The sequence below is a fragment of the Protaetiibacter larvae genome, from assembly GCF_008365275.1.
Lineage (GTDB): Bacteria > Actinomycetota > Actinomycetes > Actinomycetales > Microbacteriaceae > Homoserinibacter > Homoserinibacter larvae.
The window spans coordinates 2,315,463-2,338,134 of sequence record NZ_CP043504.1 but is presented as its reverse complement, the minus strand read 5'-3'; the positions used below and the strand labels follow the sequence as shown (position 1 = coordinate 2,338,134).

Sequence of the window (22,672 nt, the reverse complement as noted above, 5' to 3'; positions counted from 1 at the left end):
TTCTGTCACGATGGGGAGGGCGCGCGGCGCAACGGGGAGGACGCACGGATGGGGATCGTCAGCGATCTGAAGGCGGCGCGCAAGGTGCTGCGCAACGCGCTCCGCTCGCGCACCACCCGCCGCGAGCTCGCGGAGCGACTGGCCTCGCACCCCGAGGGCGAGCCGAGCGGCGTGCACATCGCGGTCTACTTCGCCGACACCCGGGTGAACCTGTACCAGATCCGCCAGTGGTACGCGCCGCTCGCCGAGCTGGCGGCGACGCATCCCGTGGTGATCCTCACCCGCAGCCCCGGCGCCACGATGACCCTCATGGATGAAGCGCCCGTCCCGGTGGTCTACTGCCGCCGCATCACCGACCTCGAGGCCTTCGTCGGCCGCCACGATGTGCGACTCGTGTTCTACGTCAACCAGAACACCAAGAACTTCCAGATGTTCCGCTACGGCCGGATGTGGCACGTGTTCATCAACCACGGCGAGTCCGACAAGATGTACATGACCACCAACCAGTTCAAGGCGTACGACTACGCCCTGGTGGCCGGGCAGGCGGCACGGGATCGGCTCGCCAAGAAGCTGTGGGCGTACGACGTCGCCGCGAAGACGCTCCCCATCGGGCGACCGCAGGCCGACCATTTCGCGGGCGAGGTGCCCTACCCGAAGGACGGCCGGACGGTCGTGCTGTACGCGCCCACCTGGGAGGGCGACCGCCCGGCCGCGGCGTACGGCTCGATCGCCTCGCACGGGGTCGCCATCGCGGATGCCGTGCTCGCCTCGCCGGATCATCGGCTCGTGTACCGGCCGCATCCGCGATCGGGGGTCATCGACAGCCGGTATCGCCAGGCGAACCGGCAGATCATCGAGGCCATCGGGGCGGCGAACACGGCCGACCCGAGTGCGCACCACGTCTACGACAACGGTCCGCAGCTCGGCTGGCAGCTCGCCGACGCCGATGTCGCCATCACCGACATCTCGGCGATGGTCTACGACCGGCTCGCGGTGGGCAAACCCATCCTGGTGGCGCGTCCCGCATCCCCCGACGCGGAGGTCGACGAGGCGGGCTTCCTGGGGTCCGCCGAGTGGCTGCTCGCGGAAGACGCCCCCGAGGTGCTGACCGCGGTCGACCGCGTACTCAACGACCCGGAGGCGCGATCGGCGCTCGCGTACTGGTCCGAGCACCACTTCGGCGACACGAGTCCCGGCGCCGCCACCGCGCGGTTCCACGGGGCGGTCGAGCAGCTCATCGCCGAGTGGGATCGGCACGCCGAACTGCACGCGCTCGATCGGCGCTCCTCCGAGTCGGACCCCTTCGACGAGGACGAGGACGACGAGGCGATCCCCGAGTCGGGCGACTAGTTCACCGTCCCAGGGCGCGCGTCACGAGGGTCGTGATCGTGGCCTCCTCCTCGGGCCCGATCGTGGTGAGCGCGAACGAGGTCGGCCACAGCCTGCCGTCGTCGAGCTGCGCGCTCTCGTCGAAGCCGAGCGTGGAGTAGCGCGCCTTGAACTTCGAGCCGGGCTGGAAGAAGCACAGCACCTTGCCGTCCTTGTAGTACGCGGGCATCCCGTACCAGGTCTTCGGTGCGAGCTCGGGGGCGGCGGCGGTGACGATGGCGTGCACCTGCTCGGCGAGCACCTTGTCGTCGCCGCTGAGCTCGGCGATCTTGTCGAGCACGCCCTGCGCCTCGGCCGCCGCCTTCTCCTCCTTGGTGCCCTTTCGACTCCGCGCCGCCTTCTGCTCCGCGGCGTGCTCCTTCATCGCGGCGAGCTCGTCCTCGGTCCAGGTGTCGCCGCCGCGCTGGGTCTTCTCGGCCATCGTGTGCTCCTTCGTCTGGGTGCTCGTGTCGAGACTAGGGGCGGGGGCGGCCGGGAGTCTTCTCCGATCCTGACCGGCCTCGTGCGGGTGTCGAGACGCGCCCGCTGTTCGTGTCGGTGATCGAGGAGCGCCGCCGCAGGCGACGCGTCTCGAGATCACCGTCCCACGGAAGTCGTACCGGGGTAGCATCAGAGTATGAAGGTGAGCATCAGCCTGAGCGACGACGACCTGGCGTTCCTCGACGCCGAGACGGCATCCGGCGCGTTCCCGTCGCGATCCGCGGCCGTCGCTGCGGCGATTCGTGCGCTGCGCAATCGCGACCTGGTCGCCGTCTACGCCGATGCCTTTCTCGAGTGGAGCGACACCGAAGAAGCAGACGCCTGGGGCGCGGTCCTCCGAGACGGTGTCGCGTGACGGATGGACTCGTTGTCCGCCGCGGCGCAGTGGTACTTGTCTTGCTCGACCCCGCCGTGGGGTCGGAGCAGGGCAAGACGCGTCCCGCGGTCGTGGTCAGCACGGATGCCGCAAATGCCGCGGCGCTGTTTCACCAGCGCGGCGTCGTCACGGTGGTGCCGGTCACCTCGAACGTCGAGCGGATCCTTCCGATTCACGTGCTGCTGCCGCGTGCTGACACCGGGTTGCCGATCGAGTCGAAAGCGCAGCCCGAGCAGGTGCGCGCCGTCGATGTGACGCGCGTCGTGCGATCGTTCAACGTGCTCCGCGGCGAGACGATGGCCGCGGTCGACGAGGCGTTGAGGCTGCATCTCGGGTTGTGAGGCCTAGTCGTCGTCGGCGTCTTCGTCCTCGCCGCCTTCAGCCGTGCCCAGCTCCTGGTCCGTCGGCGGCTCGACGTACCAGCGCCTCAGTGCCCACCGCTCGATGGCCTGCCGACGAGCCTCCACACTCGCGGGCGTCCATTCCGCGTATGTCTCACCGATCTCTCGCTCGCGGATGAGTGCGGTCGGACTCAGGTAGCAGCGCGGTTGATCCTGTCCCGTGACCCCTCGCTTGTCGGCATAGTCCTTCCTGCCATACGCGGAGTTGTCTCGGGTGAGCACGAGGTTGCCGATCCCGTGAACGAGGTCCCTGTGCTGCTCATCCGAGAAGTCCTTCCTCCAGCGGCTCGCCTCAGCGGGGTCTTGAGGAAGAATGTGTTCGGTCGATCGCGAACCGATTGAAGCGAAATCGCTGAAGGTCGGCAGGTCACCCCGGCTCACGGACGGCGGCGAGTTCGTACTCGAAGAGGATGTACTTGTGGCTGCGCCGCATGTACCACTTGATTCCCGGAGCGAAGTTGGCGCGAACCTGGTCGTCGGGCGCGAACTGCCAGAGCTTGGCGGCGATCGCTCGCACGACATCGTCGGGATCCTTGCCCGCGTGCAGCTCGCGGGCGAGGTAGCCGAGGGAGGAACGAGCCGCGTTCGGGCGATTCGCGCAGATCGCGTACACGCGAGCGGAGAAGCGTTCGCACAGGTCGACAACCCTGCAGTACAACTCACCGTTCGCCGGGTATTCGAGTCGCGTCGCAAAGATGAGGGGCCAGAAGTTGGCCGTGGCGCCGGACGCGACGAGCGCATTCGAGAGCGCGCGAGCTCGGGTAGCGAACGGCTCATCGAATCTGAAGGGAGCGGCAGGATCGAAGAGATCACGGAAGTACGTCGAGCACTTCCGGAGGGTCTCGACGTAGTCGCTCACATCGTTGAAGAGCTCGTCGTACACCGCGTCCGCACTCGACGTGTCGTCCGGACCCTCACCCCTGAGACGGCCGGACGAGTGCACGTAGCGCGCTCGGGGAAATGCCAGCTTGATCGAGGTCGCCCCTTTCCAGTCGCGCGAGTTGGCATTGCGCGTCGCAAACCGGCGTGTCGCAGATGGAACTCGCCTACCTCGCGGGGATGAACGTCGCCAACTACGGCAAGATCGAGCGTGGCATCGGCAACCCCACCCTCGACACGCTCGTGCGGCTCGCGGGGGTGATGGGGCTCGACGCGGGTGCGCTGCTGACGGGGCTCGGGCTCGGGGATCTGCCGCCGATCAAGTCGAGCTACACGGTGCAGGAGTTCCTGCGCGAGAAGGAGCGGGCGAGCCGGTAGCCGCGAGCGCTCAGAACGCGAGACGCCACAGGTACTCCTCGCCGTTCGGGCGCAGCCAGCGGATCACGAGGGTCGTCTCGCGGGCCAGATCGTCTCCGCGGATGAGCAGCTCGAGGTGCTCGCCGGGGCGCAGCGGACGCGGCGGGCCGGCGGGCATGAGGCCGCCGCCGTGCAGGGTGGCGCTCACGCCGCGCAGCGGCTCCGCACCTCGGTTGACGAGGAGGTAGCGGGGCGCGCGACTGCGGTCGAAGGTGAACGGGACGCGGTACGGCTCCATGCTGCGGACGCTAGGCGGAGCCGGTGACGCGAACGCGGGTTCGGGGGAGAGGGGACGGATGCGGGGCTTGGGGAGGAGAGGGGGGATCTCGATACGCCGCTGCGCGGCTACTCGATCAGCGGGGGTTGTTCGCTGCGCGGCTACTCGATCACCGGGGGTGGTTGGCTGCGCGGCTACTCGATCAGCGGGGGTTGCTGCTGCTCGGCGCGCGTGATCGCGCGGATGGCGCGGCGACTCGGGCGCGGCCCCGGCGCCACCACCTTCGGCGTCGTCGAGGCGGGGAACACGTACGGCGGCGGACCGAACGCCGTGCGCGCGGTCTTCACCACGCGGCGCCCCAGCAGCTGGTTCGCCGCGCCACCGACCACCGCACCCACCCCGAACGGCAGCACCCGACCGACGACGGTGCCGCCGGCCTGCGCCATCATCCGCGGCAGGTACACCTTGCGCACCCGGTCCATGAACTGCGCCACGACTGTGCGCGGCAGGTTCTTGGCGATGAGGGTGCCCCAGAACTCGGTCTTCACCGGACCGCGTCCGCTGGCCTGTCCGGCGAACTGGGTGAGCAGCTCCTGCGCCGGCCCCCCGATCACCATCGCGAGCACGAGCGCTCGCCCGCGCTCCGGGTCGTCCACCGGGATCCCGTGCAGCTCCGCCACCGACTGCGCGAAGAGCGCCGTCGCCTCGAGGAACACCACCGTCTCGGCGCCCGACAGCGCGAGTGCCGCCCCGGTTCCCACCGCCGGCACCGCGGCGGCCACCCCCACCCCGGCCCCGCTCGTCGTCACGGCGGTCAGGTAGCGCCGCTCCAGGATGCGCAGCACCTCGGGCGGTGAGGCATCCGGATGCCGTGAACGGATGCCGCGCAGGTGCGCGAGCACCGCGGGCCGGTGCACCGACATGATGCGGTCGAGGATCGCGTCGATGCGCGCACCCGTCGCGCTCGAGGTGCCCGGCTCGGTCGGCAGCGGCCCGCTCAGGTCGCCCGGAAGGATGGCCGTGCCCGGCTCCGGCGTCGCATCGGGAGGGTTCTGCATCCGTCCACGCTACGCGACCGTCCCGTGAATCCTCCCCGCTGTTCACCCGTGCTCCGCCCCGCGTTCACCCGTCGGCCCCCGAGGCAACACCCCCGCGTCGCACACTCGATTCGGCGACACCGGGAGTGGTGCCGCCGCCAGCTTCCGACCACCGGGGGTCGCGATCGGCGACGGCATTGCCGGCCACAGGTGAGACGAGGAGAGGCATGACGCACCACGCTGCGGACACCGCCCTCGACGCACTCGCCTGGGTGGAGTCGCCGCTCCAACTGCTCACCGCGGCGGAGTGGGCTCACCGGCACCGCCAGCGCACCGGGCGCAGCACCGCCGTGGTCTACCGCATCCTCGACCCGCAGGTGGTCGCCACCGCCGAGGCGCTGCACCGGATGGCGGCGCCGTTCGTGCGCTTCGAGCCGTACCTCGGCATCCCGTGGGCGCGCCTGACCACCAGCAGGCATTGGGCGATCGGGGATGCCTTCTCCGGCCAGTTCCGGGCGGCCGCCGCGGTGCTGCCGCGTCCGCGTCGCGTGACGATCGTCGACGACGGGGCGATGGTGGTGCACGCCATGCTCGCCCTCGCGGGCGAGGTCGCCTACGCGCGGCCCGACCAGTTCGAATCGCGCAGCAAGACCCTGCTGGGCGGCCTGGTCGCCGACCGCCTTCGCGGGCTCGCCCACGACGGTCGGGTCGAGCTGTTCACCTCGTTCCCCGGCGCGGATGCGCCCGCCTCTCGCGCCGGGATCACGGTCGTGCGTGACGAGTTCACCTGGTTGCGCGAGGCCGCTCGGCGCGAGCAGCTGCCCGCCGTGCGCCTGCCGCACCCACGCATCGCGCTGGGCTCGGCGCGCGTCATCGACGCCCTGCTTCCGGCGGAACGCTACCTGCGCTGGGTGCGCGAGCTCGCGGAAGACGCGCCGCTCAGCTACCTGCCGCACCGCCGCGAGACCCCGGCCCTGCTCGACGCGGTGGGTGCGCTCCCGGGCGTCACCGTGGTGCGCACGGGGCTTCCGATCGAGCTCGTGCTGGCGAGCGCCCGCGAGCCCCTCGAACTGCACACCCTCGCCTCGAGCGCCGCCACTACCCTGCGACTGGTGCTCGCGGGCACCGGCAGCGTCATCCGCGAGACGGCGCCCTCCGCGCTCTCGGCACCCCGATCGCGGGGGGTCGCATGAGCGGCGGCGAGGTGATCGCGATCATCCCGGCGCGCGGCGGGTCCCGTGGGGTGCCCCGTAAGAACGTGCGCCCGGTCGGCGGCGTGCCGCTGATCGTGCGGGCGGTCAGCTCGGCGCGTGCCGCCCACGGTATCGACCGCGTGGTCGTGACGACGGATGACGACGAGATCGCCGCCCTGTCGCGCGCGCACGGTGCCGAGGTCATCGCCCGGCCCGCCGAGCTCGCGGGCGACACCGCCAGCTCGGAATCGGCACTCGATCACGCCCTCGAGGTGCTGGGCGCGGCGGGCGTCGACGCATCCGTCGTGGTGTTCATCCAAGCCACCTCGCCCTTCATCGACCCCGACGACCTCGACGACGCGGTCGCGCGGGTGCGCTCGCGCGCCGCCGACGTGGTGTTCTCCGCGGTGCCGTCGTGGGGATTCCTGTGGCGTCAGGCGCCGGATGGCGTGGGCGTCTCGGGGGTCAACCACGACCCGGCGCATCGCCCGCGCCGCCAGGATCGCGAACCGGAATACCTCGAGACGGGCGCCTTCTACGTGCTCGACGGCGACGGCTACCGGGCAGCCCGGCATCGTTTCTTCGGCGCGGTCGCCGCGGGCATCGTCGCCGAGCACGCGGCGATCGAGATCGACACCGAGGAGCAGCTGCGGCACGCCGACGCCCTCGCCGCGCTCGTCGACCCGATCGCCCCGATCGACGTGGATGCGGTCGTCACCGACTTCGACGGCGTGCACACCGACGACCGTGTGCTGGTGTCGGAGGACGGCACCGAGTACGTCACCGTCAACCGCTCCGACGGGATGGGCGTCGCCGCCCTCACCCGCGCCGGGGTGCCGCTGCTGATCCTCTCGACCGAACGCAACCGCGTCGTCGCGGCGCGCGCCCGCAAGCTCGGCGTCGAGGTGCGGCACGGTCTCGACGACAAGGCGGCGGCGCTCGTCGAATGGGCGAAGGATGCCGGCATCCCGCTCGAGCGCATCGCCTACCTCGGCAACGACGTCAACGATCTCGCCTGCCTCGACCTCGTCGGCTGGCCCGTCGCGACGCCCGGCGCGCACCCGCTCGTGCTCGCCGCCGCACGCACCGTGCTCGGCCGCGCCGGCGGGGACGGGGCGGTCCGCGAGCTCGCCGACCGCGTGCTCGCGAGCCTCGAGCCGCCCACCCGCGTCCCCGCAGCATCCCGACCCGCACCACCCCGAGAGGACACCCGCGCATGACCGTCACCATCGGCTCGCACCGCATCGCCCCCGACGCCCCCGCCTACGTGATCGCCGAGATCGGCCTCAACCACAACGGCGACGTCGGCATCGCGAAGGCCCTCATCGACGTGGCCGCCGACGCCGGCGCGCAGGCCGTGAAGTTCCAGAAGCGCACCCCCGAGATCTCCACCCCCGAGCACATGCGCGAGGTGCGGCGCGAGACGCCGTGGGGCGAGATGAGCTACCTCGAGTACCGCTACCGGGTCGAGTTCGACCGCGAGCAGTACATCGAGATCGGCGACCACGCCACCCTGCGCGGGCTCGACTGGTTCGCCTCGCCGTGGGATGTGCCCTCGGTCGCGTTCCTCGAAGACCTCAACGTGGTCGCCCACAAGGTGGCCTCGGCGAGCGTCACCGACCACGAGCTGCTGCGCGCGCTCGCCGCGACCGGCAAGCCGATCATCCTGTCGACCGGGATGTCGACCCTGGAGCAAATCGATGCCGCCGTCGACATCCTGGGCAGCGACCACCTCGTGATCCTCCACGCCACCTCCACCTACCCGCTGCCGCCCGAGGAGGCCAACCTCCGCACCATCGCGACGCTCCGGGCGCGCTACCCGGGCGTGCCGGTCGGCTACTCGGGCCACGAGCGGGGCCTGCAGATCTCGCTCGCCGCGGTCGCCCTCGGTGCCGTCGCGGTGGAGCGCCACATCACCCTCGACCGCACCATGTGGGGCTCCGACCACGCGGCCTCGCTCGAGCCCACCGGCCTCGAGCACCTCGTGCGCGACATCCGCATCATCGAGCAGGCCCTCGGCGACGGCATGAAGCGCGTCTTCCCCGGCGAGCTGGCGCCGCAGGCGAAGCTGCGCCGGGTCACCTCCACGTGAGGCTCGTCGTCGTCGCGGACTCCGACTCCTATGTGAAGTGGGGCGCGGCGCTCGCCGGGTCGCTTCCGGATGGCTGGCAGCGCGAGTTGCTCGTCATCGAGTCGAAGTTCACGGTCAACGACACCCAGTTGCGCTCCGCGCTCCGCGACAGCGGCATCGAGCAGGGCACGCGCGTCCGCTACCGCGAGCTGGGCGAACTGCTCACGGGGATCGCTCCGGATGCGGTGCTCGTGGCGGCGCCCGGTCCGGTGGCGCGTGTGCTCATCCGTCTCGTCGCGGGGCTTCGACCGTGCCCGGTGATCGTCTCAGGGCTCCCCGGCATCTCGATCCCGGCCACCGTGAAGGCGTTGCGGTTCCGCCTGCAGTCCGACCTCATGGTCGTGCACTCGCATCGTGAGGTTCGCGAGTTCACGGCCCTTTCCCGTGAGCACGGGTGGGATCACCGGCTCGCACTCGCACGGCTCCCCTTCACGACCGAGCATCCGGTGTCGGGCACCGACCTGGTCTTCGCCCCGCAGGCGGTCGTGCCCCGCGCACGCGAGGATCGCGTCGAGGTGGCGCGGATGCTGCGCGATGCGGCGCTCGCCGATCTGGCGCATCGTGTGGTGGTGAAACTGCGTGCGCTGGCGGGGGAGCGGTCCACGCATCCCGAGGACGACGCCTATCCCGAGCTGCTCGCGGCGCTCGGGCCGATCCCTGACAACCTCGTGTTCTCCGACGGGCCGATGAGCCGGGCGCTCGACACGGCCGCCGGTCTCGTCACGGTGAGCTCGACGGCGCTCATCGAGGCCGTCGCACGGGGCATCCCGGTCATCGCGATCGACACCTTCGGCGTGACGGCCGCGCTCATCAACCCGGTGTTCGAGGGCAGTGGACTGTTCGGCGGACGGGATGCGGTCGTGGCTCGCGAGTTCCGCGATCCGGATGTCGCATGGCTGGCCGACAACTACTTCCACGACGCCGCCGAGTCGGACTGGGCCGCCTCGCTCGAGGAGCTCGTGGCGGCTCGACGCGCCGGGCGACTGCCCGCTCGCTCCGGGCTTCGGATGCGGGGTGGAGCGTCTCGCGCTGCCTGGGATCGCAAGCGCGCCTTGGGAGCGGCGGATCCGTCCCTCAGCGGGCGGGCGGCGCTCGTGGTCGGAGTGCCGCTCCGTGCCCTGGTGCTCGCCGGGCACCGACTCCGACGCGCCGCATCCGGTGCCCGTACTTCGTAACTCAGGAGATCGCGCTCGCGCGTGCCGACTCGCCGCGACACGGCTCCGCGCTCCTGAGTTGCGGGAGGCGCCGTGCTCCAGGGTGCGCCGTCAGACGCCGTAGTCCGCGTTGTAGCGGTCGACGACCTCCTGGATGGGGGCGTCGAGCACGAGCGCGCCCTTGTCGAGGTACAGCCCGCGGGTGCAGAACCGCAGCAGATCGCGCTCGCTGTGCGACACGAAGAACAGGGTGCGTCCGCCCGCGAGCAGCTCCTCGATGCGCGTGTAGCACTTGTCGCGGAACGCCTTGTCACCCACCGCGAGCACCTCGTCCACGAGGATGATCGGCTCCTCGAGCCGCGAGATCACCGCGAACGCGATGCGCACCTTCATCCCGCTCGACAGGTGCTTGTAGGGGGTGTCGACGAAGTCGGCGATCTCGGCGAACTCGATGATCTCGTCGAAGCGCTGGTCGATCTCGCGTTTCGTCATCCCGTGCAGCCCCGCCGTCAGGTAGACGTTGTCGCGCACCGAGAGGTCGTTGACGAAGCCGCCCGTGATCTCGATGAGCGGCGCGACGCCCTCATGGACGGCCACGGCGCCCTCGTCCGGATAGACCACCTGTGCCACGAGCTTGAGCAGCGTCGACTTGCCCTGGCCGTTGCGGCCCACGACACCGATCGCCTCGCCCGCGCGCACCTCGAAGCTCACGTTCCGCAGCGCCCAGAACTCACCCGGCCGAGTGCGGCGCCCGCGCCCGGCGAACAGGTCCTTGAAACTGCGGCGCGAGGAGCGGTTGCGCTTGAACCGGATTCCGGCGTCGCGCACCGCGATGACGACCCGGGCGGCGTCGCTCGTGGCCGCCATCAGATCTCCTTCAGCACGGTGCGGATGGTGCGGCGGAACACCCAGAACCCGAGGGCGAGCACGAGCACCGTGACGACCGCCGAGATGCCGACCGCGAACCAGTCGAGCTCGGCGGGGAAGAACGCCGCACGGTAGAGCGAGAAGATGCCGGCGAGCGGGTTGAACGCCCCCCAGAAGTGGAAGTCGATGGGGGCCGTCGGCAGGTCGCGGAGCCCGTAGATGATCGGGGAGGCGTAGAACGCGAACCGCAGCACGAGCTTCACGGCGCGCTCCAGGTCCCGGAAGAAGACCACGAGCGGTGCCACGATGAGGCCGATGCCGAGCGTCAGCCCCAACTGCAGCACGATCGCGAGCAGGCTCCACAGTGCATCGAGGTGCAGCTGGGCGGGGTTCGCCGTCCACAGCGTCAGCACCGCGAACACCGCGATCACCGGGATGCTCGCCACGAACTCGATCCCCTTCGCGAGCACCAGGCGCGCCACCCAGATGGTGGGCGGGATGGTGGTCGATCGGATGAGCTTCGCCTCGCGGGTGAACGCGCGGGTGCAGTCGGAGATCGCGCCCGTGAACCACATCCACGGCAGGAGCGCCGACAGCAGGAACACGATGTACGGCTCGTGCCCGACCCCGCGGTGGAACACCTGGGTGAACACGAACCAGTAGATCGCGCTCATCGCGAGCGGGTCGAGGATCGACCACAGGTAGCCGAGGAACGAGGTCGAGTAGCGCACCTTGAGGTCGCGCGTCGTCAGCAGCCACAGCGAGCGGCGGTACCGGGTGAACGGCGACCAGTCGCGTCGGGACAGCGCGGCAGTGCTCACCGGAACAATCTACCGGCGTCGCGCGATCTCGAGACGCCGCGCCGCGGCGACTCGATCAGCGGGTGAGCCTCACACGAAGAGGTTCGCGCGCTCCAGGTCTTCCGCGAAGTCGATCTCGACCGCGTACAGGTCGCTGATGTCGACCGGCACGAAACGCACGCCGTCCTGCTCGATCGCGAGCTCGATGCCGCGCTCGAAGTAGTCCTGGGCGTCGACGCGCTGCAGCTGGCGCACGAGGGCGGCCTTGTCGCGGCTGGAGACGAAGTTGATGCCGACCGCCTCGCCGAGGCCGCCGCGCACCGACTTCGAGAGCTCGCGGATGTGGCCCGTCTCGTCGGTCGTGTACTTGACCTCCTCGTCGGAGACCTTCGCGGTGTTGACCGACACGAAGCTCTGGTCGCGCGCGACTAGGTCGCCCGCGCGCACGAGCGCCTCGGGGTCGAAGACGACGTCGCCGTTCATCCAGAGCACGCCGCCGTCCTTGCTGGCCTTGAGGGCGCGCAGCAGGCTCTTGGAGGTGTTGGTCTGGTCGTACGCCTCGTTGTAGACGAAGTCGGCGTGCGGGAACGCCTCGATGATGTGCTCGAGCTTGTAGCCGACGACGATGGTCACCTTGACGTCGCGTCCGAAGGCCTGGTGGATGTTGTCGAACTGCTGGCGCATGATGGTGCGGCCGTCGCTCAACTCGGTGAGCGGCTTGGGAAGCGAACGGCCCAGTCGGCTGCCCATGCCGGCAGCAAGGATCACGATCTGGGTGGTCACGGTGAGGTCTCCTCGGTGGTCTTCGCGGCTCGGGCGCGATGATGCATTCATCGGTTGTTCACCCAGGAGCCATGGTCAAGACACGCCGTTGTGCTTCCGCGAGTTTACCGAGCGAGGGTGAGAAGTCACGGTGAGTTCACCGGTTGTTCTCGATTCGTGATCTGGGGGCGACGCGCGTCCCTCGGGCGCGAGTCATCCTCGAGGATGATCTCCCCGACCCCCTGCTGAGCAGCGCTCGCGGCTTGATACGGTGAGGCGGTGGAGACCGACCCCACCACCCCCACCACGTCGAGCCGACGACCGTCCGGCTCCGCGGCCCGGCGCGGTTCGGCATCGGCCGCATCCCGCGCGCGCAGCGGCAAACCGCGTGTCGACCCGCCGCGTCCCGCCGGTGTCGAGATCGTCGCGCGCGAGGCGCCGGCGGCCTCCGAGGTGGTTGAGCTGATCGAGCAGCCCGCTGAGGCGGCCGCCGACGCAGCGGTCCTCGCCCAAGTGGAGGCTCCCGCGGTCCCCGAGGAGACCGCGGCCGAGGTGCCCGCACCCGTCCAGCGCCGTGCGCCCGCGAAGCCGCATCCGCTGCGGCACACGGCGCCCGACTCCCCGGCGGCGGCGCCCGCATCCATCGACATCGCCCTCTCGGTGCAGGGGCTCACCAAGCGCTTCGGCGGACGCACCGCCGTCGACGGCATCGAGCTGCAGGTGCATCCCGGCTCGTTCTTCGGCATCGTGGGGCCCAACGGGGCGGGCAAGACGACGACCCTCTCCATGATCACCGGGCTGCTGCGCCCCGACGGCGGCGTCGTGCGGGTCTACGGGCTCGATGTGTGGGGCAACGCGGCACTCGCCAAGAAGCAGATCGGGGTGCTCCCCGACCGGCTGCGGCTGTTCGACCGGCTCACGGGAGCCGAGCTGCTCCACCACGCGGGCGCGCTCCGCGGGCTCGACCGGGCGACGATCGCCCAGCGCTCCGCCGACCTCGCGGCGGCGTTCGGCCTCGAGCATTCGATGCATCGGCTCGTCGCGGACTTCTCCGCGGGAATGACCAAGAAGATCGCGATCGCGGCGGCCATGATCCACGCACCTCGGCTGCTCGTGCTCGACGAACCCTTCGAGTCCGTCGACCCGGTGTCCACCTCGATCGTGCTCGACGTGCTCACGCGGTTCACGCACGCCGGCGGCACCGTCATCCTCTCGAGCCACAGCATGGAGCTGACCGAGCGCATCTGCGACGCGATCGCGATCATCGCCGACGGCGCGGTGCTCGCCGCGGGTCCGCTCGCCGAGGTGCTCGACGGGCGCAGCCTGGAGGAGCGCTTCGTCGAGCTCGCGGGCGGCGCCGCAGCGGTGGAGGGCATGGAGTGGTTGCAGAACTTCTCCGACTGAGGCTGCGGATCCTGGCGAACGGCTTCCGCCGTCCGCCCGCACAGCTCTTCGCGCTCGTGCTGGGTCTCGTCGTGGCGTTCGGCGGCATCGTCGCGGCGTGGTGGGGAGCCCAATGGATCAGCCGCTTCGACGACGCCTTCGTCACGCGCGGGATCACCGTGGTCGGATCCTGGCTCGTGCTCGCCTGCTTCCTCGTGCCCGCCGTCGCCGTGCGACGCAGTGCGCTCTCCTCGCGGGCGTTCCTCGGCTACGGGATCCCGCCGATCGCCGTCTGCCTCACCCTGTTCGCGTACGCCATCCTCGGCCCCGGCATCCTGCTCGCACCGATCGCGGCAGCCCCCGTCGCCGCCTGGACGAACACCGCGTCCGTGCACCTGGCGTGGGCGGCGGCGCCGCTGCTGTTCCTCCAAGGCCTCATCTCGGTGAAGCTCGGCAGGCAGCTGGGGGTGGCCGTGCGGCGACACCGTCGGCTGGCCGCGTGGGTCGACTTCATCGGGGTGTTCACCCTCGTGGTCGGCGCGGCGCTCTCCGTCGTGACGCTCGCCCCCCGCATCCACGAGCTCCGCTGGCTCGCCGATGCCGTCCGCCCCTTCCAGGGCTTCCTGCATTGGCTGCCGGACTGGCTCGCGACGACCCCGCTCGGCGTGCTGTGGGCCGCCCCGGGCTGGGCCACCCCGCTCATCGACGAGCCGGAGACCGCCTGGCGGTCGCTGGGGATGGCGGCGCTGCTCGTGGTGGTGCTCTTCGTGTGCTGGTTCGTGGCGATCGGGCTGCCGCTGCGCGCCACACGACGCCTGCCGGGGCCGCGCCGCACGCGCGTGCCCGGCTGGTTCGCCCGCTTCCCGACGACGCCGACCGGCGCGATCGCCGCACGCTCGGTGAGCTACTGGCTGCGGGATCCCCGCTACCGGGCGGTGTTCGCGGTGCTCCCGCTCGTCCCCGTCGTAGTCCTCGTGGCGCTGCGGGTCGGCGGGGTGCCCTTCCCGGTCGCCGTGCTCGTGCCGCTGCCGCTCATGACGCTCCTCATCGCCTGGTCGACGATCCACAACGATGTCGCCTACGACAACACGGCGATCTGGCAGCACGTCGCGGCGCAGACCCGCGGAGTGGACGATCGGCGCGGGCGTGCCATCCCCGTGCTCATCTGGGGGGCGGTGCTGCTGCTCGTGGGCGTGCCGCTCGCCGTGTGGGGGCACGGCGACCTCGCGGTCGCTCCGCCCTTGCTCGGGGTGTGCATCGCGCTGCTGCTCGGTGGCATCGGGATCGGGAACCTCTACTCGGCGCGGTTCCCCTACGCGGCCCCTCGGCCGGGTGACGCGGCCTGGCAGGCGCCGCAGGTGCCCGGGAGCCAGGGGGGCGTCGCCCAGGCGATCTCGATCGTGCTCGTGCTCGCGACCGCCGCCCCCGCGTTCGCTGCGGCCGCGCTGTGGTGGTTCTCGCGGGGCGCCTGGGGCTGGGTGGCGCTCGGCCTCGGCCTCCTCGTGGGGATCGCCGTCTACGCGATCGGCGTGCGCGGCGGGGGTGCGGCGTTCGAACGGCGGGGGCCCGAACTGCTGGCCTTCACGCTGCGCAACTGACGCGGCTGACGTACCCTGGGCGGATGAGCGAGCTGGATGGGGATCGGATCGGCGGGGGCACCGACGTGCTCGACCGGGAGCTCGAGAAGCTCCTCGAGGGCGAGCTCACCGAGGACGGCGACCACGACCGTTTCGCCCACTACGTGCAGAAGGACAAGATCGTCGAATCGGCGGTCACGGGCAAGCCGGTGCGCGCGCTGTGCGGCAAGAAGTGGGTTCCGGGGCGCGACCCCTCCAAGTTCCCGGTGTGCCCCGACTGCCAGAAGATCTACGACCGCCTGAAGTAGGCCACCCGGGTGCTCGAGGAGCGTCGCCGGACGCGCCGCGCCGCGAAGCCGCGACTCGCCGCGATGCCGCGACTCACAGGTAGCGCGTCGGGATCGCCGCATCCCCGCGCGAGAGGCGCCGACCATCCGCCGACAGCTCCGCGATCGCCGCGGCGTGGTGCGCCCGTGCTGCGGCCACCCCGTCCGGGCCGAGCGCGGCGGTGTGGACCTCGCCGTCGGTGACGAGCGGCACATGCAGCAGCCGTCCCGCATCCGCGGCGAGGGCATCCACCGGCGGATCCTCCACGTGGATGTCCTCCGACACGGCGACCCCGTCGCGGAGCGCCCGCACCGGCTGCTTGCGGCCGCCGACCGTCGCCTTGCCTTCGGAGGTCTTCCCGACCGACAGCCAGGCGCCGCCGGCATCCTGGTGCGCGACAAGCTTGTAGACCATCCCGGAGGCGGGGGAGCCGGAACCGGTGACGAGAGCGGTGCCCACGCCGTAGGAGTCGACAGGGGCCGCCGCGAGGGCGGCGATCGCGTACTCGTCGAGGTCGTTCGTGACGGTGATGCGCGTGCCCGTCGCGCCCAGCGCGTCCAGCTGTGCGCGCACCTCGCGCACCACCACATCCAGGTCGCCGGAGTCGATGCGCACCGCCCCGAGACCGGTGCCGGCGGCACGCACAGCGTTCTCGACGCCGCGGCGGATGTCGTAGGTGTCGACCAGCAGCGTGGTGCCGGGCCCGAGCGCGGCGAGCTGCGCCGCGAACGCCTCCCCTTCGGTGGGGAATAGCAGGGTGAAGGCGTGCGCGGCGGTGCCCATCGTGGGCACGCCCCACCGGCGCCCCGCCTCCAGGTTGGACGTGGCGCCGAAGCCCGCGATGTAGGCCGCCCGCGCGGCGGCGACGGCCGAATGCTCGCCGGTGCGCCGCGAGCCCATCTCGGCGAGCGGACGCCCCCCGGCCGCCGACACCATGCGTGCGGCGGCGCTCGCCACCGCGGAGTCGTAGTTGAGGATCGAGAGGGCGATCGTCTCGAGCACGACACCCTCCGCGAACCCCGCCTCCACGACGAGCAACGGGGAGCCGGGGAAGTACAGCTCACCCTCGCGATACCCGCGGATGGTGCCGCGGAAACGGTACGCCGCGAGCCAGTCGAGCGTCTCGGGCGAGACGACCCGTTCCCGGTCGAGCCACGCCAGCTCGTCCTCCCCGAAACGGAACGCCTCGATCGCCTCGAGCAGGCGGCCCGTGCCCGCGACGACCCCGAAGCGGCGCCCGTCCGGAAGTCGGCGGGCGAACAGCTCGAACACGCTGGGACGCTCGTGCGCCCCGGCGCGCAGGGCGGCGTCGATCATCGTGAGTTCGTAGCGGTCGGTGCGGAGCGCCGTCGACGTCATGCGCCCACCCTAGAACCGGCCGCCCCGGACCTCACCCGCGCGAGCGGTGTCGGAAAAGCAGGCTGGAACGACCAAACCGACCCTCCGCGAGCCTCCCGCGCGCGATCGAGCCTGCTTTTCGAACACGATCCGCGCCCTCAGCACCCCGGCCCTGCGGGCGCGACCGTGCAGTCCCGGTCGACGAGCACGGTCTTCGCGCCGCCCGCCGTGATGTGCAGCTCGTTGGCGGGCAGGGTGATGGTGCCCGCGATGGGCGCGAACGGGCCGTCTTCGAGTCGGTACTCGGCGCGGTACACGATGCTCAGCCGGATCGTGTAGCTCCCCGGGGCGCGGTAGATGTGACTCGTCGGGGTGGGGTCGAACTCGCTCAGCCCGAGGGCGCGCCAGGTGCCGCCCTTCGTCGTGAGGGTGGCGGTCGAGCCGTCGCCGTAATCCCAGCGGAAGCCGACCGGGGTGAACCGCACCTCCGCCGGCAGCTCGAGCAGGGTGCCCGGAACGAGCTCCGCGTTCGCGATCGCGTAGATGTTGGCGGGCAGCCCCACCACCACCCAGCCATCCGGCTCCATCCGCTGGATGCCCGGCGCCGGCCGGAACCGCGCGATGTCGTCGAGAGTCACCACGTCGATACGGAACTCGTCACGCCCCTCGCACCCCGGCGCGGCGACCCCGTAATAGCAGCTCGGCTCGGACGTGCTCGCGCCGGGGTTCCCACCCGACCCGCCGCCGGGCTGGCCGGTTCCCGAGCCGGTGCCGGTGCCGGTGCTTCCGGTGAGGACCGCCTCGTCGCCGGTGACTTCACCGGAGACGGTGCATGCGCCAGTCCGAATCTCGAAGTTGCCACATGCTGGATCGGCAAGGGGCAACGACCACGCGACGGGCACGATTGCTGCGGCCGCCGCGATTGCCATCAGTCGCATACGCCCTGCCCTTGCCAGAGGGTTCGTTCGACGACCGTGAGAGGGTCGCCGTCGAACCGAACCTCATAGGGGATACGGGTTGGGCGCGAGCCAGCGACAATCGACCGACCGTCGGCGTCAAGGATGTCGGTTGCGCTGATGTCGTCACATGAGTATGCGACGACTTCGCCGTCGACTGATTCGAACGACTGGAGTTTCAGGACAAACGTCGCTGCGCCCGTTCCGCGCAGATGCTGCTGCGCCATCTCCTCAAAGCCAAGTCGATCGATCTCGTACACACTCTCTGATGCGACCTCAAGCAACCGCTCTGGGTTCGCTCCGCCATCCGCAAAGACCGCGTCAACCACCGCCAGGTACTTCCCGTACGCCTCCTCCGCCGCGGCGAGCGCTTCCTCATCGGAGGCGAAAACCGGCTCGGCCGAGGGTGTGGCGGGCGGCGTCACGGGCGGGTCGCCCGGCAGGCAGCCGGTGAGCGTCAGGGTCGCGATGAGCACCACCGGCACGGCGCGGAGGATTCGTCGAGACATGCCGACACGCTAGGGCACCCGCCCCATCCGCCGGGAGTCTCATCCACAACCCCGTCGCCCGAACCTCCAACCGAGCCCAGCATCCCCATCCCAAATCAAGGAGTGCCGCAACCCAAATCAAGGAGTCGAGGACGGAAATGCGCGACACCCGCCACAGGAGCGCTCAGGAGTCACACCGACTCCTTGATTTGGGAGGCAGCCATCCTTGATTTGGGGGGTTCCCATCGTTGAGATGGGGGGAGTCCGCGATGCGGGGGGCCGCGCCCGCCAACTCGGCAGGCGGGGAGGGGGGTGGCGGCGGGCATCCGCGGATCGGGGTCGGGCCCCGGGTACGCTGGAACACCGTGACCCACGCCGTGCCCACCGACGCTCCCATCGGGGTGTTCGACTCGGGGGTCGGCGGGCTCACGGTGGCGCGGGCGATCCTCGACCAGCTGCCCCACGAGTCGATCCTGTACGTGGGCGACACCGCCCACTCGCCGTACGGTCCGAAGCCGATCGCCGAGGTGCGCGCCTACGCGCTCGCGGTCATGGACGATCTCGTCGCGCAGGGAGTGAAAACCCTCGTCATCGCCTGCAACACCGCGTCCGCCGCCGTGCTGCGGGATGCCCGCGAGCGCTACACGGCGGCGGCCGGCATCCCGGTCGTCGAGGTGATCCAGCCCGCCGTGCGTGCCGCCGTGCGGTCCACGCGCAACGGGCGCGTGGGTGTGATCGGCACCGTCGGCACCATCCAGTCGCGCGCCTACGACGACGCCTTCGCCGCCGCCGACGGTCTCGAGCTGTTCAGTGCGGCCTGCCCCCGCTTCGTCGAGTTCGTCGAGGCCGGCGTCACGAGCGGGCCCGAGCTCTTCGAGGCCGCCCAGGGGTACCTCAGCCCCCTCATCGCCGCCGACGTCGACACCCTTGTGCTCGGCTGCACCCACTACCCGCTCATGTCGGCAGCCATCCAATACGTCATGGGCCCGGGCGTGCGGCTCGTGTCGAGCGCCGAGGAGACCGCGGCGGATGTGTACCGCACCCTCGTCTCGCACGGCATCCAGCGCACCGCGCAGACCCCGCCCACCCACCGCTTCGAGTCGACCGGCGACGACGAGCGCGCCTTCCGCGCCCTCGCCGCCCGCTTCCTCGGGCCCGAGGTGCGCCACGTCGAAGCCTTCCCGACCGGCACGATCACCGTGCCGGGAGTCTGAACCGCACCGCCCACCCCAGGAGTCCGCATGACCGACACCCGCGCCGACGGCCGCACCGCCGACCAGCTGCGTCCCATCACGATCGAGCGCGGCTGGAGCGCCCAGGCCGAAGGCAGCGCCCTTATCTCCTTCGGCAACACGAAGGTGCTGTGCACGGCGAGCTTCACCAACGGCGTGCCGCGCTGGCTGGTCGGCAAGGGCAAGGGCTGGGTGACCGCCGAGTACGCGATGCTGCCGCGCTCCACGAACGAGCGGATGGATCGCGAGTCGGTCAAGGGCCGCGTCGGCGGCCGCACGCACGAGATCTCGCGCCTCGTCGGCCGCAGCCTGCGCGCCATCATCGACACCAAGGCGCTCGGCGAGAACACCATCGTGATCGACTGCGACGTGCTGCAGGCCGACGGCGGCACCCGCACCGCCGCCATCACGGGTGCCTACGTGGCGCTCGCGGACGCCGTGGCCTGGGGCCGGGAGCAGGGCTTCATCGGGAAGAACGCGAAGGCGCTCATCGACACCGTGTCGGCGGTGAGCGTGGGCATCATCGACGGGGTCCCGCTGCTCGACCTCGCCTACACCGAGGATGTGCGTGCCGAGACCGACATGAACGTCGTCGTCACCGGTCGCGGCCTCTTCGTCGAGGTGCAGGGCACCGCGGAGGGCGCGCCGTTCGACCGGCGTGAGCTCGACGCGCTGCTCGACCTGGCGCTCGCCGGCAATGCCGAGCTCGCCCGCATCCAGGCGGAGGCGCTCGGCGCATGACGGTCTTCGTGCTCGCCACCCACAATGCGCACAAGGTCGAGGAACTGCGTCGCATCCTGGGGGAGCGCCTCGGCACGCACGAACTGGTCGGCTACGACGGGCCGGAGCCGGTGGAGGACGGCGACACCTTCGAGGCGAACGCGCTCATCAAGGCGCGCGCCGCGAACCGGCACACCGGGTTGCCGGCGATCGCCGACGACTCCGGGATCGCGGTCGCGGCGCTCGGCGGTGCCCCCGGCATCCATTCTGCGCGGTACGCGGGCACGCGCAGTGACGCCGACAACAACGCGATGCTGCTCGCGAACCTCGCGGGTGCGGCGGATCGCTCCGCCGAGTTCGTCTGCGCCGCCGCCCTCGTGGACGGCGAGCGCGAGCTCGTGGTGCGCGGCGTCTGGCCGGGCGTCGTGCTCGAGGCGCCGGCGGGCACCCACGGCTTCGGCTACGACCCGTTGTTCCGTCCCGACGGCATCCCCACCTCTTCGGCCGAGCTCACGCCCGACGAGAAGAACGCGGTGAGCCATCGCGCCCGCGCCTTCGGCGCCCTGGTCGCCCAGCTGCGCGCCCTCTACGGCTGAGCCCCGCCCGGCCGCGCGACCCGGCCGCTCGCTCCAACCCCGCTGCAGAAATGCAGGAGATCCTTGTGACGGACCCCGCATCCGCCACAACTTGCCGCCACGCCTCACACGATCTCCTGCATTTCTGGACTCGCAAGGCAGGCCGCGGACGGATGCGGCTGCCGTCCGACGGAGGCGACCTTCGCCGACACCTCGCCGAGCGTGAGGCCGAGAAATGCAGGAGTCTCTGCGGGGCCGGCCCGCCACACCGGGGAACCGCCCCGCGCGGCGGCGGATTCTCCTGCATTTCTGGGGAAGCACGGCATCCGGACGACCAGCTGAGAACCGTTGTGAACAGCGTTCCCGAGAAGGCTGCGCGCCTGGAGGGCGCGCCATCCCGGCCCTAGCCTGGAGGCATGGGGCACGACCACGATCACGCGCGCGCAGCCGGTGGCAACCGCGCGCGTCTCGCGATCGCGCTCGGCATCACCCTCGTGGTGCTCATCGTCGAGGTGGGGGGAGCGTTCGTCTCGGGATCGCTCGCGCTGCTCGGCGATGCGGGCCACATGGCGAGCGACACGATCGGCCTCGCGGTCGCGCTCGCGGCATCCCTCGTGGCGGCCCGGCCCGCCACCGACCGGCACACCTTCGGGTTCCGGCGGATGGAGGTGCTCGCGGCGCTCGTCAACGGCCTGATCCTCGTGGTGGTCGCCAGCGTGGTGGCGTGGGAGGCGATCCGCCGCCTCACGAGCGACCCCGGCCACGTCAATGCAGCCCCCATGCTCGTCGTCGCGGTCGTCGGGCTCGCGGCGAACGTCGTCGCCTTCCTCGTGCTGCGCGGGGGGGACCGACGCGCGCTCAACCTGCGGGGCGCCCTGCTCGAGGTGTTCGGCGACATGCTCGGATCGATCGCCGCGATCGCGGCCGGTGCCGTCATTCTCGTCACCGGGTTCGCTCCCGCCGACGCGATCGCCTCGCTCGTCATCGCCGCGCTCATCGCGCCGCGCGCCGTCCTGCTGCTGCGCGATGTGGTGCGCGTGCTCACCGAGTCCGCCCCGCGCGACCGCGATGTGGCGCAGATCCGCGAGCACCTGCAGGGCACCGACGGCGTCGTCGCGGTGCACGACGTGCACATCTGGAACATCACCTCGGGTGCGCCGGTGTTCACCGCGCACGTCGTCGTCGAGTCGGGCGTGTTCGAGCGCGGCGAGACGGATGATCTGCTCGACCGGCTGGGTTCGTGCCTCACGGCGCACTTCGACGTCGCCCACTCGACCTTCCAGCTGGAGCCCTCCGGGCACGCCGACCATGAGGAGCACGCCCATCGCTAGGTCCGCGTCGTCGACCATCGAGGACTACCTGAAGGCCATCTACGGCCACACCGAGTGGCAGCCGACCCCCATCACGGGGTCCCAGCTGGCGGCCCGGCTCGGGCTCGTGCCCTCATCCGTCACCGAGATGGTGAAGAAGCTCGTCAGCCACGAGCTGGTGCGTCACGCGCCGTACGGCGCCATCACGCTCACGGACGCCGGTCTCGCCGAGGCGCTGCGGATGGTGCGCCGCCATCGGCTGGTCGAGACCTGGCTCGTCGAGGTCTTCGGCTACGACTGGGACGAGGTGCACGATGAGGCGGAGGTGCTCGAGCACGCTCTCAGCGACCGGCTGCTCGCCGCGATCGACACCCAGCTCGGTCATCCGACGCGCGATCCGCACGGAGATCCGATCCCGGACGCCACAGGAGCCGTATATCGCCCCGAGGCCACGCTGGCGTCGGAGTTGGCGCCGGATGCTCCGGGCCGCGTGGTGCGCATCAGCGATCGCGACCCCGAGGTGCTGCGGCGGCTCCAGGATGCCGGGATCGGGCTCGACGCCCGGGTGACGGCGGCCGGCCTTCCGGAGGGTGCGGCCGCGTCGGTGTGGCTCGCGACCGAGTAGCAGGGTAGATTTCGGGTAACCGAAATCTCGGCGGATCC

General features: G+C 71.0%; 27 protein-coding genes. 16 read left to right on the top strand and 11 right to left on the bottom strand.

What is annotated here, in order from left to right; genetic code table 11:
- Positions 1-48 precede the first annotated feature (48 nt).
- On the top strand, positions 49-1,350 hold the full coding sequence (locus FLP23_RS11035) for a CDP-glycerol glycerophosphotransferase family protein (RefSeq protein ID WP_149325909.1): 1,302 nt from the start codon (positions 49-51) through the stop codon (positions 1,348-1,350).
- Between the two features lies 1 nt (position 1,351).
- Here the strand turns inward: FLP23_RS11035 and FLP23_RS11030 are convergent, their stop codons facing one another.
- Positions 1,352-1,810, bottom strand: coding sequence for an iron chaperone (locus FLP23_RS11030; RefSeq protein WP_149325908.1), 459 nt, complete (start codon positions 1,808-1,810; stop codon positions 1,352-1,354).
- A gap of 195 nt (positions 1,811-2,005) precedes the next feature.
- Between FLP23_RS11030 and FLP23_RS11025 the strand changes: the two genes are divergently transcribed.
- Together FLP23_RS11025 and FLP23_RS11020 are read left to right on the top strand one after the other, a co-directional pair.
- Positions 2,006-2,224, top strand: coding sequence for a ribbon-helix-helix protein, CopG family (locus FLP23_RS11025; protein WP_149325907.1), 219 nt, complete (start codon positions 2,006-2,008; stop codon positions 2,222-2,224).
- Positions 2,221-2,586: a type II toxin-antitoxin system PemK/MazF family toxin gene (locus tag FLP23_RS11020; RefSeq protein WP_149325906.1), complete on the top strand. Its 366-nt coding sequence runs from the start codon at positions 2,221-2,223 to the stop codon at positions 2,584-2,586. Before FLP23_RS11025 ends, FLP23_RS11020 begins: the two co-directional genes overlap by 4 nt.
- Before the next feature lie 3 nt (positions 2,587-2,589).
- On the opposite strand, the gene FLP23_RS12320 is transcribed toward FLP23_RS11020, so the two are convergent.
- Positions 2,590-3,027: an HNH endonuclease family protein gene (locus FLP23_RS12320; RefSeq protein ID WP_168200433.1), complete on the bottom strand. Its 438-nt coding sequence runs from the start codon at positions 3,025-3,027 to the stop codon at positions 2,590-2,592.
- Positions 3,014-3,529 carry a hypothetical protein gene (locus FLP23_RS12315; RefSeq protein ID WP_168200432.1) on the bottom strand — a complete coding sequence of 172 codons (516 nt, stop codon included), beginning with the start codon at positions 3,527-3,529 and terminating at the stop codon, positions 3,014-3,016. The genes FLP23_RS12320 and FLP23_RS12315 overlap by 14 nt, the downstream gene beginning before the upstream one ends.
- 143 nt (positions 3,530-3,672) lie before the next feature.
- On the opposite strand from FLP23_RS12315, the gene FLP23_RS11010 reads away from it, so the two are divergent.
- Positions 3,673-3,903, top strand: a complete 231-nt coding sequence (locus FLP23_RS11010; RefSeq protein WP_149325904.1) for a helix-turn-helix domain-containing protein — start codon at positions 3,673-3,675, stop codon at positions 3,901-3,903.
- A gap of 10 nt (positions 3,904-3,913) precedes the next feature.
- On the opposite strand, the gene FLP23_RS11005 is transcribed toward FLP23_RS11010, so the two are convergent.
- A complete protein-coding gene (locus FLP23_RS11005) occupies positions 3,914-4,180 on the bottom strand; it encodes a PilZ domain-containing protein (protein WP_149325903.1) in 267 nt (88 codons plus the stop codon).
- Positions 4,181-4,353: 173 nt separating this feature from the next.
- Positions 4,354-5,217, bottom strand: a complete 864-nt coding sequence (locus tag FLP23_RS11000; protein WP_149325902.1) for a hypothetical protein — start codon at positions 5,215-5,217, stop codon at positions 4,354-4,356.
- Positions 5,218-5,423: 206 nt separating this feature from the next.
- Between FLP23_RS11000 and FLP23_RS10995 the strand changes: the two genes are divergently transcribed.
- The 4 genes from FLP23_RS10995 to FLP23_RS10980 are packed head-to-tail and all read left to right on the top strand — an operon-like array spanning position 5,424 to position 9,695.
- On the top strand, positions 5,424-6,389 hold the full coding sequence (locus tag FLP23_RS10995; protein ID WP_149325901.1) for a hypothetical protein: 966 nt from the start codon (positions 5,424-5,426) through the stop codon (positions 6,387-6,389).
- Positions 6,386-7,609 carry an acylneuraminate cytidylyltransferase gene (locus FLP23_RS10990; RefSeq protein WP_149325900.1) on the top strand — a complete coding sequence of 408 codons (1,224 nt, stop codon included), beginning with the start codon at positions 6,386-6,388 and terminating at the stop codon, positions 7,607-7,609. Before FLP23_RS10995 ends, FLP23_RS10990 begins: the two co-directional genes overlap by 4 nt.
- Positions 7,606-8,481 (top strand): N-acetylneuraminate synthase family protein, encoded by an 876-nt coding sequence (locus FLP23_RS10985; RefSeq protein ID WP_149325899.1) that lies wholly within the window; start codon positions 7,606-7,608, stop codon positions 8,479-8,481. Before FLP23_RS10990 ends, FLP23_RS10985 begins: the two co-directional genes overlap by 4 nt.
- Positions 8,478-9,695: a DUF6716 putative glycosyltransferase gene (locus FLP23_RS10980; protein WP_149325898.1), complete on the top strand. Its 1,218-nt coding sequence runs from the start codon at positions 8,478-8,480 to the stop codon at positions 9,693-9,695. The genes FLP23_RS10985 and FLP23_RS10980 overlap by 4 nt, the downstream gene beginning before the upstream one ends.
- Positions 9,696-9,785: 90 nt before the next feature.
- On the opposite strand, the gene FLP23_RS10975 is transcribed toward FLP23_RS10980, so the two are convergent.
- The 3 genes from FLP23_RS10975 to FLP23_RS10965 all read right to left on the bottom strand — a co-directional run bounded on the left by FLP23_RS10975 (position 9,786) and on the right by FLP23_RS10965 (position 12,124).
- Complete coding sequence (locus FLP23_RS10975) at positions 9,786-10,541, bottom strand: ABC transporter ATP-binding protein (protein ID WP_149325897.1); 756 nt, start codon at positions 10,539-10,541, stop codon at positions 9,786-9,788.
- Positions 10,541-11,362: an ABC transporter permease gene (locus tag FLP23_RS10970; protein ID WP_149325896.1), complete on the bottom strand. Its 822-nt coding sequence runs from the start codon at positions 11,360-11,362 to the stop codon at positions 10,541-10,543. The genes FLP23_RS10975 and FLP23_RS10970 overlap by 1 nt, the downstream gene beginning before the upstream one ends.
- 69 nt (positions 11,363-11,431) lie before the next feature.
- A complete protein-coding gene (locus FLP23_RS10965) occupies positions 11,432-12,124 on the bottom strand; it encodes a phosphocholine cytidylyltransferase family protein (protein ID WP_149325895.1) in 693 nt (230 codons plus the stop codon).
- Positions 12,125-12,382: 258 nt separating this feature from the next.
- On the opposite strand from FLP23_RS10965, the gene FLP23_RS10960 reads away from it, so the two are divergent.
- From FLP23_RS10960 to FLP23_RS10950, 3 genes are read left to right on the top strand one after another with little or no spacing between them, the layout of a single operon-like run.
- Complete coding sequence (locus FLP23_RS10960) at positions 12,383-13,507, top strand: ABC transporter ATP-binding protein (protein WP_246139975.1); 1,125 nt, start codon at positions 12,383-12,385, stop codon at positions 13,505-13,507.
- Entirely contained in the window at positions 13,483-15,084 is a 1,602-nt protein-coding gene (locus FLP23_RS10955; protein WP_149325894.1) for a hypothetical protein, read from the top strand. Before FLP23_RS10960 ends, FLP23_RS10955 begins: the two co-directional genes overlap by 25 nt.
- 23 nt (positions 15,085-15,107) lie before the next feature.
- Positions 15,108-15,371, top strand: coding sequence for a DUF3039 domain-containing protein (locus FLP23_RS10950; RefSeq protein ID WP_149325893.1), 264 nt, complete (start codon positions 15,108-15,110; stop codon positions 15,369-15,371).
- 73 nt (positions 15,372-15,444) lie between these two features.
- On the opposite strand, the gene FLP23_RS10945 is transcribed toward FLP23_RS10950, so the two are convergent.
- The 3 genes from FLP23_RS10945 to FLP23_RS10935 form a co-directional block, all read right to left on the bottom strand.
- The gene (locus FLP23_RS10945; RefSeq protein WP_149325892.1) at positions 15,445-16,749 is read right to left on the bottom strand and encodes a nicotinate phosphoribosyltransferase; all 1,305 of its coding nucleotides are present in this window, start codon (positions 16,747-16,749) and stop codon (positions 15,445-15,447) included.
- Positions 16,750-16,886: 137 nt separating this feature from the next.
- Entirely contained in the window at positions 16,887-17,369 is a 483-nt protein-coding gene (locus FLP23_RS10940) for a PKD domain-containing protein (protein ID WP_149325891.1), read from the bottom strand.
- A gap of 287 nt (positions 17,370-17,656) precedes the next feature.
- Positions 17,657-18,193 carry a hypothetical protein gene (locus FLP23_RS10935; RefSeq protein WP_149325890.1) on the bottom strand — a complete coding sequence of 179 codons (537 nt, stop codon included), beginning with the start codon at positions 18,191-18,193 and terminating at the stop codon, positions 17,657-17,659.
- Positions 18,194-18,537: 344 nt separating this feature from the next.
- On the opposite strand from FLP23_RS10935, the gene murI reads away from it, so the two are divergent.
- The 5 genes from murI to FLP23_RS10910 all read left to right on the top strand — a co-directional run bounded on the left by murI (position 18,538) and on the right by FLP23_RS10910 (position 22,634).
- Positions 18,538-19,386 (top strand): glutamate racemase, encoded by an 849-nt coding sequence (gene murI, locus FLP23_RS10930; protein ID WP_246139974.1) that lies wholly within the window; start codon positions 18,538-18,540, stop codon positions 19,384-19,386.
- A 27-nt stretch (positions 19,387-19,413) separates the two neighbouring features.
- On the top strand, positions 19,414-20,145 hold the full coding sequence (rph, locus tag FLP23_RS10925; protein ID WP_149325888.1) for a ribonuclease PH: 732 nt from the start codon (positions 19,414-19,416) through the stop codon (positions 20,143-20,145).
- The gene (rdgB, locus tag FLP23_RS10920) at positions 20,142-20,720 is read left to right on the top strand and encodes an RdgB/HAM1 family non-canonical purine NTP pyrophosphatase (RefSeq protein ID WP_149325887.1); all 579 of its coding nucleotides are present in this window, start codon (positions 20,142-20,144) and stop codon (positions 20,718-20,720) included. The genes rph and rdgB overlap by 4 nt, the downstream gene beginning before the upstream one ends.
- A 395-nt stretch (positions 20,721-21,115) precedes the next feature.
- On the top strand, positions 21,116-22,030 hold the full coding sequence (locus FLP23_RS10915; RefSeq protein WP_149325886.1) for a cation diffusion facilitator family transporter: 915 nt from the start codon (positions 21,116-21,118) through the stop codon (positions 22,028-22,030).
- Complete coding sequence (locus FLP23_RS10910) at positions 22,008-22,634, top strand: metal-dependent transcriptional regulator (protein ID WP_149325885.1); 627 nt, start codon at positions 22,008-22,010, stop codon at positions 22,632-22,634. The genes FLP23_RS10915 and FLP23_RS10910 overlap by 23 nt, the downstream gene beginning before the upstream one ends.
- Positions 22,635-22,672: the final 38 nt, after the last annotated feature.

Bases quoted from the DNA above. Each gene is read 5' to 3' on its own strand.
- FLP23_RS11035 (WP_149325909.1), top strand. From the start codon at position 49: ATGGGGATCGTCAGCGATCTGAAGGCGGCGCGCAAGGTGCTGCGCAAC.
- FLP23_RS11030 (WP_149325908.1), bottom strand. From the start codon at position 1,810: ATGGCCGAGAAGACCCAGCGCGGCGGCGACACCTGGACCGAGGACGAG.
- FLP23_RS11025 (WP_149325907.1), top strand. From the start codon at position 2,006: ATGAAGGTGAGCATCAGCCTGAGCGACGACGACCTGGCGTTCCTCGAC.
- FLP23_RS11005 (WP_149325903.1), bottom strand. From the start codon at position 4,180: ATGGAGCCGTACCGCGTCCCGTTCACCTTCGACCGCAGTCGCGCGCCC.
- FLP23_RS11000 (WP_149325902.1), bottom strand. From the start codon at position 5,217: ATGCAGAACCCTCCCGATGCGACGCCGGAGCCGGGCACGGCCATCCTT.
- FLP23_RS10995 (WP_149325901.1), top strand. From the start codon at position 5,424: ATGACGCACCACGCTGCGGACACCGCCCTCGACGCACTCGCCTGGGTG.
- FLP23_RS10990 (WP_149325900.1), top strand. From the start codon at position 6,386: ATGAGCGGCGGCGAGGTGATCGCGATCATCCCGGCGCGCGGCGGGTCC.
- FLP23_RS10985 (WP_149325899.1), top strand. From the start codon at position 7,606: ATGACCGTCACCATCGGCTCGCACCGCATCGCCCCCGACGCCCCCGCC.
- FLP23_RS10975 (WP_149325897.1), bottom strand. From the start codon at position 10,541: ATGGCGGCCACGAGCGACGCCGCCCGGGTCGTCATCGCGGTGCGCGAC.
- FLP23_RS10950 (WP_149325893.1), top strand. From the start codon at position 15,108: ATGAGCGAGCTGGATGGGGATCGGATCGGCGGGGGCACCGACGTGCTC.
- FLP23_RS10945 (WP_149325892.1), bottom strand. From the start codon at position 16,749: ATGACGTCGACGGCGCTCCGCACCGACCGCTACGAACTCACGATGATC.
- FLP23_RS10935 (WP_149325890.1), bottom strand. From the start codon at position 18,193: ATGTCTCGACGAATCCTCCGCGCCGTGCCGGTGGTGCTCATCGCGACC.
- rph (WP_149325888.1), top strand. From the start codon at position 19,414: ATGACCGACACCCGCGCCGACGGCCGCACCGCCGACCAGCTGCGTCCC.
- rdgB (WP_149325887.1), top strand. From the start codon at position 20,142: ATGACGGTCTTCGTGCTCGCCACCCACAATGCGCACAAGGTCGAGGAA.
- FLP23_RS10915 (WP_149325886.1), top strand. From the start codon at position 21,116: ATGGGGCACGACCACGATCACGCGCGCGCAGCCGGTGGCAACCGCGCG.
- FLP23_RS10910 (WP_149325885.1), top strand. From the start codon at position 22,008: ATGAGGAGCACGCCCATCGCTAGGTCCGCGTCGTCGACCATCGAGGAC.